The organism is Gordonia sp. J1A (genome assembly GCF_055393515.1).
On record NZ_AP041607.1, the window covers coordinates 3,982,065 to 3,994,649 of the forward strand.

The window sequence follows — 12,585 nt, forward strand, 5'->3', positions numbered from 1 at the left end:
GGGTTCCTCGCGGTAGCGGCGGTGGGTGCGGGCGTCTCGCTGCTCACCAAATGGCGGTCGGAGGAAGTGAGCGGTCGCCTCGAGGTGCTGCTCGCCACCCCGGTGTCCCGGCGACGCTACTTCTGGACCCAGGCGGGTGTCATCGGTGTCACCGTGGTGATCGTGATGGCGGCGGCGCCGGCATCGGTCCTCCTCGGCGCCGGACTCTCCGGCGCGGGATGGGGGAGCACGGCGGAGGTCGCATTCCCGATGGCGGCGGCTTCGGTCCCGGCGGCCGCGGCGACCATGTCGCTGGCCGTGCTGCTGTACGGCGCCCGGGGACGGCTCGCCGTGGTCGGCTGGCCGATCCTCATCGCCTCGTGGCTGCTGGGCCCCTTCGGCGGGATGCTCGGCCTGCCGCAGTGGGTGCGCGACGTGTCGCCGTTCACGCACGTTCCCCAGATTCCGCTGCAATCGGTCCAGGCGCTGCCGCTCGTGATCCCGGCGCTCGCCGCAGCGGCCTTCGTGGTCGCCGCCGCGGCGCTCTGGGAGCGGCGGGATCTGGGGCAATAGCGGGTTCTGAAGAATTGGGCAGACCTGCGGCAGAGGTGTGGGCCGCGTCCGTGACGCGGGTCTCGCCGGCCACCGCGCGATCGACGCGCATCAGCCGGGCGAACAGTTGGATGAGCGGACCGACTGCCACCGCGTAGAGCACGGTGCCGACCCCGAGGGTGCCGCCGAGAGCGAACCCGACCGCCACCACTGCGACTTCCAGGACGGTTCGGACCACGCGCACCGACCATCCCGTCCGCGCAACGATCCCGGTCATCAGGCCGTCGCGCGGCCCGGGGCCGAGCCGTGCGCCGATGTACAGCGCGGTGGCGAAGCCGTTGAGGACGATGCCGCCCAGCATCATGGGGACCGCGACCGCGAGCCCGGGCCGGTCGGGCAGGTAGGGGGAGACCGCGTCGAAGGTCAGGCCGAGGACCACCACGTTCGCCACGGTGCCCACGCCGGGCCGTTGTCGGAGCGGAAGCCATGCGAGCAGGACCACCGCACCGACGATGATCGACACCGTGCCGATCGAGAGGCCCACCTGGTCGGCGATTCCCTGATGCAGGACGTCCCAGGGGATGTTGCCGAGTCCGGCGTGCAGGATCATCGCCATCGAAGCGCCGTAGAGCACGAGGCCGACGGCGAGTGCGAGGAGTCTCTTGAACATGAGACCACCGTGGCCGAAACTGGCCATTGAATCCATAGCCAGTTGCGGAATACTGGACTTGTGATCACTCCTACCGGCGCAATCGGTGCGGCCGCACTGGCACGACATCTCGGGGCCTGGCGCCCGGACGGTCCGCGGCCCGGCTATCAGGCGCTTGCGGACGCGCTGCGGATGCTGGTGCTCGACGGACGTGTTCCGGTCGGCACCGCGCTGCCGAGTGAACGCACCCTCGCGCAGGCGCTGAACGTCTCGCGCACGACGGTGGCGGCGGCCTACGCGGCGCTGCGCGACGGCGGCCATCTGCAGTCGCGGCAGGGGGCGCGCAGTGTGCTCACCCTGCCGGTGCAGGTGCCGCCGGAGCCGATCGATCTCGGGGCCGAAGCCGACATGATCAAGCTCAACATCGCCGCGCCGACCGCTCCCGAACAGATCGTTCACGACGGATTCCGCCATGCACTCGAATGCGCGCCGGGCTACCTCGCCGGAACCGGGCTGTATCCCAACGGCCTGCGTGCACTCGCGGAGACGATCGCCGAGAGGTACACCGCGCGCGGTCTGCCGACCACGCCTGATCAGATCCTCGTCACCTCCGGCGCTCAGCACGCGTTGCGCCTGGTGCTCGACGTCCACGTCGCGCCGGGTGATCGCGTCCTGCTCGAGCAGCCGACTCATCACGGGACCATCCTGGCCCTCGCCCGGCATCGTGCCCGGCCGGTCACGGTGGGACTGCATCCCACCTATGGCTGGGACCTCGACCAGCTCGAATCGGTGGTCCGGTTGCAGCAACCGCGCCTGATCTTCGCCATTCCCGATTTCCACAATCCCACCGGACTGCTGCTCGACGAGGCCGGGCGCCTGCGCCTCGCCGAGATCTCCGCGCGTCACCGGGTGCCGGTGATCGTCGACGAGACGATGGTGGAGTTGGGGCTCGACGTGAGTGCGCCGCCGCCGGTGGCGGCCTTCGCTCCCTCCGCACGGGGACCGAGGCACAGGTCGCAGATCATCACACTCGGTTCGGCCAGCAAGACCGTCTGGCCGGGTCTGCGCGTCGGCTGGATCCGCGTCGACGGCAGGCCGGACGCCTACGCGCTGGCTCGCTACGAATCCGACCTCGGGGGAGCGGTGGTGGAGCAGTTCGCGGCTCAGTACGCACTGGCGAATCTCGACGCCTTCCTTCCCGCACGCCGGGCGGTGCTCCGCGCCCAACGCGCGGCCGCGTTGCGGGCGATCGGCCGGCACCTGCCCGGCGCGGTGCCGGTGCGCGGTGTGGGCGGTCTCTGCCTGTGGGTGGCGCTGCCCCGCCCGGTGGCGACCGCGACGGCCGCGGCGGCGGCCGAACTCGGCGTCCGACTGATCCCCGGCGGCTCGTTCGGCCCGCTCGGCGGCTTCGACGGCCACATCAGGATCCCGTACACGCTCGATGCCCAGACGCTCGTCCGTGGGATCGAACTGGTCGGTCGGGCCTACCGGGCGGTGTCCGGAGTCGACGCGCCGGCGCCGGTGCCGGGCGGCGACGGACTGCCGGATCGGCTGGTGGTGTGATCGGAAGTAGCATGCAGGGCGTGAAGAAGCTGGTAGACCTGCCGAGTATGCGAGTCGGATACGGGTCGGGTGCGGACGGTCCGGGTGACGGGGCGGCGGGTGCCGACGGAGTGCGAGCGAACCTCGATCCGTCATGGCTGACCGGGGACCCGCCCTGGCTATCGCTCTTCGAGACATGGCTGGCCGAAGCCATCGCCGCGCGCATCCCCGAACCCAACGCCATGGTGCTGGGAACCGTCGATGCGCAGGGCCGTCCGGCGACGCGCACCGTGCTGTGCAAGGGAGTCAGCGAAGCGGGCATCGTCTTCTTCACCGGCTACGACTCGCAGAAGGGACGGGCCATCGCTGCCAATCCCCATGCGTCGGCGACGTTTCCGTGGATCGCGCTGGAGCGCCAGGTCCACTTCCGCGGCCGCGTGGTGAAGGTGGACTCGGAGGAGACCCGCCGCTACTGGGAATCGCGGCCGCGCGGATCGCAGCTGTCGGCGTTCGCATCGGCGCAGTCGCAGCCGATCGGCTCCCGTGCGGAACTGGAGGAGGCCGCGGCGGCGGTCGCGGAACGATTCGGCGGTGCGGACGAGGGGGAGCCGGTACCGGTTCCGCCGGGCTGGGGCGGATACCGCCTGGAGCCGGACGTCGTCGAGTTCTGGCAGGGGCGCGCCAACCGGTTGCACAACCGGGCCTGCGCCGTCCGGACCGCCGACGGCTGGCGGTTGGAGCGGCTCCAGCCCTGATGGCGCGTGGAATCCTGGCCGATACCCGGCCGCTGCAGAACGTCTACTTCCGCCGGCTCTGGACCGCCAACATCATCACGGTGGTCGGTGCGCAACTGACCATCGTCGCCGTGCCCGCACAGTTGTACGCGATCACCGGAAGCTCGGCGTACGTCGGACTCAGCGGTGTCTTCGGCCTCGTCCCCCTGGTGGTCTTCGGGTTGTGGGGCGGGGCGCTCGCCGACACCTTCGACAGGCGCCGCATCCTGATGGTCACCACTGTCGGCCTGATCGTCACCTCCGCGGCCTTCTGGGCACAGGCGGCGGCCGGAGTCGGCAATGTCTGGCTCCTGCTGGTGATCTTCGCGCTCCAGCAGGCCTTCTTCGCTGTCAATCAGCCCACGCGCACAGCTGTTCTGCCTCGTATCCTGCCGCTCGAACGACTGCCCGCCGCGAACTCGCTGAACATGACCGTGATGCAGGCCGGTGCCATCGCCGGACCCCTGGTCGGCGGTGCGCTGATCCCGGTTCTGGGCTTCTCGACCCTGTACTTCGTCGACGCCGTCTGTCTGTTCGCGACCCTGTGGGCGGTGGTGAGCCTGCCCCCGCTGCCGCCGGAGCACGGCGTCCCCGACGCGGGCGACGGCGGTACGCCGCCCGCGCGGCCCACCGCCGGCTTCCGGTCGGTGGTCGACGGCCTGGTGTACCTGAAGGGCCACCCGGTGCTCCTGATGTCGTTCGTCATCGACCTGATCGCCATGATCTTCGGGATGCCGCGCGCGCTGTTCCCGCAGATCGCACATGAGAGCTTCGGTGGACCGTCCGACGGCGGCGTGGCCTTCGCGCTGCTGTTCATCGCCATCCCGCTCGGCGCGGTGGTCGGCGGCGTCCTGTCTGGCTGGGTGTCGCGGGTGCAGCGGCAGGGACGCGCGGTGGTGGTGTGCGTGCTGATCTGGGGTGTCTCGATCGCGGTGGCGGGCGGGGTGTTGGTGTTCGCCCACGGCTCCATGCTTCCCGTCCTCCCGATCGTGGTGCTGGCCCTGATGATCGGCGGTGCCGCGGACATGGCGTCGGCGGCGTTCCGCCAGACGATGCTGCAGTCGGCGGCCAGCGACGACGTCCGCGGCCGGCTGCAGGGCGTCTTCATCGTGGTGGTCGCGGGCGGCCCGCGCATCGCAGACGTGACCCACGGCGCCGCGGCAGCCGCGGCCGGGACCGCTGCGACCTTCGCCGGAGGCGGTGTGCTGGTGGTGATCTTCACGGTCGTCGCGACGCTGGCCGCGCCGGTGTTCTATCGGTACCGGGTATCGACGGGTCAGCTGTGATGTCCGGGGACGTTCAGTCGAGCGATCGCAGGAACTCGATCATCGCCGCGCTGGCCCGGTGAGCGGGAGGCGACGACTACCGACGCGGGGCCGCGTCGTTGCTCTGCCACGGCAAGTTGGCCCTGCGCGAGGCGTGCACCGGACAGTAGTGGATGGGATTGCCCCGTTCTGATTCCGGCGGAAGGTTGCGAAGCGGGCTCTCCAGCAGCGGCGCGTCGGCCGCGACACGGCCCGACAGTCGGTCGACGGCGTCCCGGCGGCGGGGATGACTCTCGTAGCGCGGCGGCAGCAGCCCCATCACCGCGTTCACCGCCTTCCCGAAGAGCCGGAACCGGCGCTCGTCGGTGGGGGTCCACGTCAACTCCATCATCTCGCGGACCGGTTCGTCGTACAGACCGGTGGTGATCCACATGAAGAACCGCCCAATGACTCGGATCTGCTTGCGCCACAACCACATAGGCATCCACGCGCGCATCCAGGGCGGAGGCGGCAGCTGCGAGATGTCCAAGACGGTGCGCACTGCGGCATGGTCGCGGAGCACATGCCGGCACATGTGGTCCCAGTACTCGAGGAATTCCTCGTAGGTGTCGGGGCACGGACGCATGCTGACGCCGTACTGGGCGTACCAGCCACGAGACTCCTCGAACAACGCTCGCTTGTCCGCCTCGGAGATCGGTGGGCCGAAGGCCTCCGCGCACCGGATGTTCCCGTACCAGAACGTCGCGTGCGCCCAGTAGAAGACGTCGGGATCGAGTGCGTGATAGCGCTCGCCGTTGTCCATGGTGCCTTTGATTGTGAGGTGGTAGTCGCGCACGCCGCGGCCCGTCTCCGGGGTCTGGTCGAAGACGACGCCGCTGATCGGGTAGAGCGAGCGCATGAGGCGTTCCCAGCGCTCGCCGAAGAAGTCGGAGTGATCCCAGACTCCGGCGGCGAGCTTGGGGTGCATGTTCTGCATCGAGCCCGACCACAGGCCCATCAGCATCCCCCGCCAGCTTCCGAAGTAGCGCCAGGTGACCGAGCCGGGTCCCGGAGCCGGAATGTCGGATGAGGATCGAGCGCCCGGGACGCGGCCGTTGTCGTCGAATCGCTCACTGCCGGACGGGGCTGCCACCTGGGTCATGAGACAAACGTTAATATCCGTCTCACCGCTAGTCAACGATACTGCTAGTCAACGATCTCGACAGCCAACGATCTCGACAGTCAGTGGCCCGGGGTGCGGGACTCATCGCAGGACGAACCGAACCTCGTCGCCCGCCGTCAGCTGCGCTGCCCGCCAGACCGACTCCGGGTTCAGGACGGCCACCACCGGGTATCCGCCGGTCACCGGGTGGTCGGCGAGGAAGATCACCGGCTGGCCGCTCGGCGGGATCTGCACACCGCCGAGCGGGACGCCCTCGCTGCGCATCTCCGGCAGGTCGGAGCGGTGTTCGAGCGGCGGAGCGGAGTGGGCTCGGTCCAGGCGGACTCCGACGCGGTTGCTCGCCGGCGCCACCCGCCAGCGTCCGGTCCCGAGAACTCCGACGTCGACGAGCCGGTCGTCGCGCGGTCCGGGGGCGGCGACCAGTTCGACGATGTCCGCGATGCTGCCGACGGGTGCGAGCGAGGTTGCGGGCCAGTCGTCCTCGCAAGTTCCGACGGTCAGCACGTCGCCGGCGCGCAGGGGGGCCGGGCCCAGTCCGGAGAGGGTGTCGGTGGATCGGGAACCGAGTTCCGCCGGTACATCGAACCCGCCGCGCACCGCGAGATAGTTCCGGCAGCCGCGAGACGGGGTGTGGATGCGGATCATGCCGCCGTCGTGGACCGCGACGACGCTGTGGCTGCCGACTTCGATGCCGTCGACGGTGAGGCTGACCGCCGGGCCGGTGACCGCGATCAGCATCCGGCCCGTCGCCCGCGCCGCCCATCCGCCGAGCGTCACCTCGATTGCCGCGGCGTCCTCGGGGTTCCCGACGAGTCTGTTCGCCTGCGCGAGGGACGGGAGGTCGGCGGCGCCGGATCGTGGTACGCCGAGATGCGCGAGGCCGGGGCGACCGAAGTCCTGAACGGTGGCGAGCGGGCCCGGAGCCTCGATGCTCAGGCGCGCCTGAGGTTGCTGTGCCGGAGTGGCCGGAGTGGGATGTGTCACGATGGCGCCTCGGTCGGCTCGAAGCGGACCGTCATTCCCGCGGTCAGCAGTGACGGCGGACGGGCCTCGCTGTCCCACATCGGCAGATCGGTGCGGCCGAGCAGGAACCAGCCGCCCGGACTGCTGCGCGGGTAGACGGCGCTGTAGCCGGCGGCGACGGCGACCGATCCCGTCGGCACGGCGGTCCGCGATTGGCCGCGGCGAGTGATTCGAGCGAGGGCGTCGGCGTCCCGAGCGCTGGTCTCGGGGCCGGGTACGAGATAGCCGAACCCGGGCGCGAACCCCATGAACTGCACGGTCCACAGCACTCTCGAATGCGTTGCGATCAGCTGTTTCTCGGTCATTCCGGCGAGTGCTGCGGCGTCGGCGAGATCGTCGCCGTCGTACACAACCGGGATCACCAGATCCGGCGGTGAAGGAGTCGGGGAGTGCTCGTCCGGGGGAGTGAAGGACCGCCGTGCGTCGTGGACCACCCGCAGTACCGACAACTCGTCCAAGCCGGAACCGGGTCGGGTCTCCACGAGGATCGTGTGTGCGCCGGGCACGATGTCGCACGGCATCAGGCGACCCTCGTCGAGGGCCTCGCGAAGGGCACGCGCGGTGTGTGCGGCTTCGGCTTCGGGGGCCCGGCCGGTGCTGAAGTCCAGGAGGACGGCGTCGCTTCCCGCTCGGAGCTCTCGCATTCCAACACGGTACCGACATGTGAGTAAGCTGAGCACGCGACAAGCGTCGCGGGCGCCGAGGTGACCCTCATGCGGCGTCTCAGTCGAACCACGACTAGGTTGTTACCCAGCAACTGCTCACCCGCGAGTCAAAGGGGTTTGTGTGTCCGTTGACAATGACGTGACCGAACAGGCGACAGGAAAGTTCACCTACCCGGGTGGCGAGATCGACCTGCCGATCCTCAAGGCCACCGAGGGCAGCGATTCCGTCGCTCTGGGCCCGTTCCTCGCCCAGACCGGGTTGACGACCTTCGACGGGGGCTTCGTCAACACCGCGTCGACGAAGTCCGCGATCACCTATATCGACGGTGATGCGGGCATCCTGCGGTACCGCGGTATCCCGATCGAGCAGCTGGCGGAGAAGTCCACCTTCATCGAGGTGAGCTACCTGCTGATCTACGGTGAGCTGCCGACTGCCGCGCAGTTGGAGGAGTTCGCCACCAAGATCCAGCGGCACACCCTCCTGCACGAGGACCTCAAGCGGTTCTTCGACGGCTTCCCGCGCAACGCGCACCCGATGCCGGTGGTCTCGAGTGCGGTCAACGCGCTGAGCGCCTACTACCAGGACTCGCTCGATCCGAAGGATCCCGAGCAGGTGGAGCTGGCCACGATCCGGCTCCTCGCCAAGCTGCCGACCATCGCGGCCTACGCGTACAAGAAGTCCCAGGGGCAGCCGTTCCTGTACCCGGACAACTCGCTGAGCCTGGTCGAGAACTTCCTCCGGATGACCTTCGGCTTCCCGGCCGAGCCCTACGAGGTCGATCCCGAGGTCGCCAAGGCCCTCGACATGCTGTTCATCCTGCACGCCGACCACGAGCAGAACTGCTCGACGTCGACGGTGCGTCTGGTGGGCTCGTCGCAGGCCAACCTCTTCACCTCCATCTCGGGCGGCATCAACGCGCTCTGGGGCCCGCTGCACGGCGGCGCCAACCAGGCGGTGCTGGAGATGCTCGACGAGATCCGCGCTTCCGGCGGCGACACCAAGGCCTTCATGACCAAGGTGAAGAACAAGGAAGACGGCGTGAAGCTCATGGGCTTCGGTCACCGCGTGTACAAGAACTACGACCCGCGTGCGGCGATCGTGAAGAAGACCGCCGATCAGATCCTCACCTCGCTGGGTGTGGAGGACGAGCTGCTCGACATCGCGAAGGGCCTGGAAGAGGTCGCGCTGCACGACGACTACTTCGTCGAGCGCAAGCTCTACCCGAACGTGGACTTCTACACCGGCGTCATCTACCGGGCGATGGGCTTCCCGACCCGCATGTTCACCGTGCTGTTCGCTCTCGGCCGGCTGCCCGGCTGGATCGCTCACTGGCGTGAGATGCACAACGATCCGACCACCAAGATCGGCCGTCCGCGTCAGCTGTACACCGGTTACACCGAACGTGATTACGTCCAGATGGGGGACCGCTGACCATGAGCAAGCCCGAAGTCGACTTTCCGGAGGGCCCGGCCCCGACGTCGCTGGAGATCACCGACCTGGTGATCGGTGACGGTCCCGAAGCGCAGCACGGCGGCACCGTCGACGTGCACTACGTCGGCGTGGAGTTCGACTCCGGCGAGGAGTTCGACTCGTCGTGGGACCGCGGGCAGTCCGCCCGATTCCCCCTCGACGCGTTGATCCCCGGTTGGCAGGAGGGCATTCCCGGAATGAAGGTCGGCGGTCGACGCCGACTGGTGGTTCCGCCGGAGCTGGCCTACGGTCCGGCGGGCGCCGGACACCGGCTCTCGGGCAAGACCCTGATCTTCGTGATCGATCTGCTCGGCGTCTGACCTCGGACATGACAGACAAGGCCGCGTCGCTTCCCTGCGACGCGGCCTTCGTCGTCCCCGGACGGACCGGTCGGCGAGGCAGGCCGGAGCGGTCCGCTGGTTTGAGCGAGTCTCGTAGTCCCGCAGAGTCGAGCGAGCCTCGTAGTCCCGCAGGTTTGAGCGTTCTTATAGTTACCGCTGGTTGGGCGAGTCTCGTAGTTCCGCTGGTTGAGCGAGCTTCGTAGTCCCGCTGGTTGAGCGAGCGAAGCGAGTCGAAACCCCCACACCCCACACCCAAGGAGCGAAGATGACATTCACCGCGATGGTGGCACGCGAGAGCGCTGACGGCATCAGCCTGGCCGCGGAGACGGTCGACGACACCTTCCTCCCTCCGGGCGAAGTGACCATCAAGGTCGAGCACTCGAGCATCAACTACAAGGACGCTTTGGCCGTCACGCCACGCGGAGGCGTGGTCCGCGAGTACCCGATCGTTCCGGGCATCGACATCGCCGGAGCGGTGAGTGAATCGACCTCACCGGAGTTCGCGCCGGGCGACCCCGTGGTCGCTCACGGCCACGACATCGGTACCGCCCGTCACGGGGGCTACGCCGAGTACGCGCGGGTCCCTGCCGACCAGGTGGTTCGTCTCGAATCTCTCTCGACTCGGGAGGCCGCCGCGATCGGCACTGCGGGATTCACCGCGGCGATGAGTGTGAAAGCGATCTTGGACGGCGGCTATCGTCCCTCCGACGGGCCGATCCTGGTCACCGGCGCCAGCGGCGGTGTCGGTTCGGTGAGTGTGGATCTGCTCTCGAAGTTCGGTTTCGAGGTCGTCGCATCGTCGGGCAAACCCGATGCTGTGGACCTGCTCACCCGGTTGGGGGCGTCGTCGGTGATCGGCCGGCTCCCGGAGGACCCCGAGGCGAAGATCCGTCCGCTCGACAAACAGCGGTGGTCGTCGGCCGTGGACTGTGTGGGCGGAAGGACGCTCGCCTACGTTCTCAGTACTGTCCGTTACGGCGGTACTGTCGCCGCGAGCGGTCTGACCGGCGGGGCGGACCTGCCGACCACGGTGATGCCCTTCATTCTGCGCGGGGTGACCCTGGCCGGCATCGACTCGGTCCAGCTCGGCATCACCGCCCGGCGTGCCCTGTGGCAGCGACTCGAGACCGACCTGCGCCCGCAGCATCTGGATCTGCTGACCTACGAGGTGGGGCTCGACGAGTTGCCGCAGGCACTCGACCGCATTCTCGCCGGCGGAGCGACCGGTCGAGGAGTCGTCACGATCTGACAGCCGGCTCAGTTGGCCGTGAGGTCGGCCCCGAACTCGAGGAACTGAACTGATCGCGCGGGATCGGTGTTCTGCTGGTTGGCGCGCAGTGCTTCGAGTTCGGTGGCGAAGACCCGCTCCACGCGCGGGCCGCCGTCGTCGCGCACGATGGCCCATACGCCCGGCTCCGCGTCGATGATCCCGGCATCCTGTTCAGGCTCCGGCGACGTGCGCGGGCGAGTGGCAGAGGCCGCGATGTCGGCCCAGGTGAGCGTGGTCCGAGGATTGTCGAGGGCTTGACGGAGCAGCTTCCGCAAGCCTTCTCCGGCTTCGCGGGCGAAGCGGTCGAAGTCGTCGGGACCGAAGTCGTTCGATGCAGCCATGCTGTCCATCGTCCCCACGATCCGGCGCCGGCGCCAGCGGTGTGTCCGGTCAGGCGGCCAGGAGTGTGTCGAGGTAGTTCTCGATCCGGGATTCGCTGGGTTCGGGCGGCGGTTGGGGTTGGTGGTCCGGGAGGAGTTCGGCGTGGTGGATCTGGTTGATCCGCCATCCGGGCGGTCTTGTCCCGCCGCGGCTGGTGTTGCCGCTGGGTCGCCAGACGACGCGGCCGGCGTGGGGTCCGTCGATCAGGATCATCGTCTGCCATTGCCCGGGGCGGGGTCCGACGGAGCGGTTGTGGCGTCCGCATGCGGCGCCGAGGTGGTCGATGTCGGTGGGTCCGCCGTCGGCCCAGTCCGGGAAGTGATGGGCCTGCGTCCGGGTGAACGGGGCTGCGCAGCCGGGGGCGGTGCAGCCGCGGTCGCGGGCGAAGAGCATCAACCGCTGTGCCCGCGACGCGAGCCGGCGTCCTCGTCCGAGGTAGAGGGCTTGTCCGGTGTGGGCGGAGAAGACGGCCAGGTGCGGGGTTGCGGTGGCGGCGACTTCGATCAACTCCGCGACCGGCAGCCGGGTCCCGGTCGCGGTCAACGCGATCCCGGCGCGCTCGGCCAACTCGTGGTCGGTGATGGTGATGACCAGATCACCCGACCGCCGACCACCCCCAGCACCAGTGCGGGAGGCGCGCAGCAGCGCTTGCAGACCGTCGTGGGTGCGCTGCCCGGGTGTGCGAGTATCGCGTTCGACGGCGGCGGCGAGGGCGGCCGGGTCGGCCGATTCGACGGTCCCTGACGGGGAGTCGGGGTCGTCGGGGTTGTTCATTCCCGGTGCGGCCCACGACGGCAGTGCGGCTTCCATTTCCGCCCGCAGGGCCGGGGTGAGGTAGCCGCGGACTTTGCTCATCAGCCGCAGATCCTGGGGCAGGATCGTGAAGCCGCGCAGGCGTTTGCGGTCGCGTTCGTCGGTGACGGTCCCGTCCGGGTCCAGGTGCGCTAGCAGCCGGATCCCGGCGGTGCGGACACCGGCCGGACTCAACTCGCGCGCGACCCACGCCAGCTGTGCCTCGGCGCGTGCTCGGGTGTCGGCGTCGATCGCGGTGGGAATCTTGTCCATGACGGCGTCGATCTCCCGGACGTGGTCGGCACCGATCGCACCCTCACCCACCGCGACCGCGGTCGCCGGCAGTACCGGTGGGCGGGTTTGGCCCTGCAGGTCGGTGAACCGTCCGATCCCGGCGGCGCTGACGCGCCGGCGGCGGGCGGCACCGTCACCGAGCCGCAACCCCTGCGCCAGATACTGATGCACCGACAGGTACCCGGCTTTGCGATACACGGCCCGGTCGGAGACCTCCACCAACACTGCCGCGTCGACACCGTCGAGACGACGATGCGTGCGCTCGAGGGTCTCGACGGTTTCCAACAGGGTGTCTTCGGCCACCGCGGACAGCGGCAGGGACGCGAACTTGGTCGCCGCAGCCTCCAACAGGCGGGCGAGGGCGGCCGGGTCGTCCGGCAGCAGCACTTCTGACGCGCCCATCGAACCCACCCCTCCACCTGCACA

12 protein-coding genes are annotated in these 12,585 nt (G+C 69.1%); 6 read left to right on the forward strand and 6 right to left on the reverse strand.

All coding sequences use genetic code 11. The features are described 5' to 3' along the window. Positions 1 to 424 precede the first annotated feature (424 nt). A complete protein-coding gene (gene yczE / locus ACZ5QD_RS18620) occupies positions 425 to 1,201 on the reverse strand; it encodes a membrane protein YczE (RefSeq protein WP_231875717.1) in 777 nt (258 codons plus the stop codon). 60 nt (positions 1,202 to 1,261) lie between these two features. Here yczE and yczR point away from each other — a divergent pair, with 60 nt between their 5' ends. The 3 genes from yczR to ACZ5QD_RS18635 are packed head-to-tail and all read left to right on the forward strand — an operon-like array spanning position 1,262 to position 4,781. Beyond that, positions 1,262 to 2,743 (forward strand): MocR-like transcription factor YczR, encoded by a 1,482-nt coding sequence (yczR, locus tag ACZ5QD_RS18625; protein WP_039866708.1) that lies wholly within the window; start codon positions 1,262 to 1,264, stop codon positions 2,741 to 2,743. 11 nt (positions 2,744 to 2,754) lie between these two features. Next, positions 2,755 to 3,477, forward strand: coding sequence for a pyridoxamine 5'-phosphate oxidase (gene pdxH / locus ACZ5QD_RS18630; RefSeq protein WP_006894598.1), 723 nt, complete (start codon positions 2,755 to 2,757; stop codon positions 3,475 to 3,477). Then, positions 3,477 to 4,781: an MFS transporter gene (locus ACZ5QD_RS18635; RefSeq protein WP_062367381.1), complete on the forward strand. Its 1,305-nt coding sequence runs from the start codon at positions 3,477 to 3,479 to the stop codon at positions 4,779 to 4,781. Before pdxH ends, ACZ5QD_RS18635 begins: the two co-directional genes overlap by 1 nt. A gap of 76 nt (positions 4,782 to 4,857) precedes the next feature. On the opposite strand, the gene ACZ5QD_RS18640 is transcribed toward ACZ5QD_RS18635, so the two are convergent. The 3 genes from ACZ5QD_RS18640 to ACZ5QD_RS18650 all read right to left on the reverse strand — a co-directional run bounded on the left by ACZ5QD_RS18640 (position 4,858) and on the right by ACZ5QD_RS18650 (position 7,589). Then, the gene (locus ACZ5QD_RS18640; RefSeq protein WP_045540144.1) at positions 4,858 to 5,901 is read right to left on the reverse strand and encodes an oxygenase MpaB family protein; all 1,044 of its coding nucleotides are present in this window, start codon (positions 5,899 to 5,901) and stop codon (positions 4,858 to 4,860) included. 102 nt (positions 5,902 to 6,003) lie between these two features. Continuing rightward, positions 6,004 to 6,906: a 5-oxoprolinase subunit C family protein gene (locus ACZ5QD_RS18645; protein ID WP_045540145.1), complete on the reverse strand. Its 903-nt coding sequence runs from the start codon at positions 6,904 to 6,906 to the stop codon at positions 6,004 to 6,006. Continuing rightward, positions 6,903 to 7,589, reverse strand: coding sequence for a 5-oxoprolinase subunit B family protein (locus ACZ5QD_RS18650; RefSeq protein ID WP_045540147.1), 687 nt, complete (start codon positions 7,587 to 7,589; stop codon positions 6,903 to 6,905). Before ACZ5QD_RS18650 ends, ACZ5QD_RS18645 begins: the two co-directional genes overlap by 4 nt. Positions 7,590 to 7,731: 142 nt before the next feature. Here ACZ5QD_RS18650 and ACZ5QD_RS18655 point away from each other — a divergent pair, with 142 nt between their 5' ends. From ACZ5QD_RS18655 to ACZ5QD_RS18665, 3 genes are all read left to right on the forward strand, one after another. Beyond that, positions 7,732 to 9,042, forward strand: a complete 1,311-nt coding sequence (locus ACZ5QD_RS18655) for a citrate synthase (RefSeq protein ID WP_006894603.1) — start codon at positions 7,732 to 7,734, stop codon at positions 9,040 to 9,042. Between the two features lie 2 nt (positions 9,043 to 9,044). After that, positions 9,045 to 9,401: an FKBP-type peptidyl-prolyl cis-trans isomerase gene (locus tag ACZ5QD_RS18660; RefSeq protein WP_006894604.1), complete on the forward strand. Its 357-nt coding sequence runs from the start codon at positions 9,045 to 9,047 to the stop codon at positions 9,399 to 9,401. 286 nt (positions 9,402 to 9,687) lie between these two features. After that, positions 9,688 to 10,671, forward strand: a complete 984-nt coding sequence (locus ACZ5QD_RS18665; RefSeq protein WP_045540150.1) for an oxidoreductase — start codon at positions 9,688 to 9,690, stop codon at positions 10,669 to 10,671. A gap of 8 nt (positions 10,672 to 10,679) precedes the next feature. On the opposite strand, the gene ACZ5QD_RS18670 is transcribed toward ACZ5QD_RS18665, so the two are convergent. Continuing rightward, a complete protein-coding gene (locus ACZ5QD_RS18670) occupies positions 10,680 to 11,033 on the reverse strand; it encodes a hypothetical protein (protein ID WP_045540153.1) in 354 nt (117 codons plus the stop codon). A 49-nt stretch (positions 11,034 to 11,082) separates the two neighbouring features. Continuing rightward, the gene (locus ACZ5QD_RS18675) at positions 11,083 to 12,561 is read right to left on the reverse strand and encodes an HNH endonuclease signature motif containing protein (RefSeq protein ID WP_464367004.1); all 1,479 of its coding nucleotides are present in this window, start codon (positions 12,559 to 12,561) and stop codon (positions 11,083 to 11,085) included. Positions 12,562 to 12,585 lie beyond the last annotated feature (24 nt).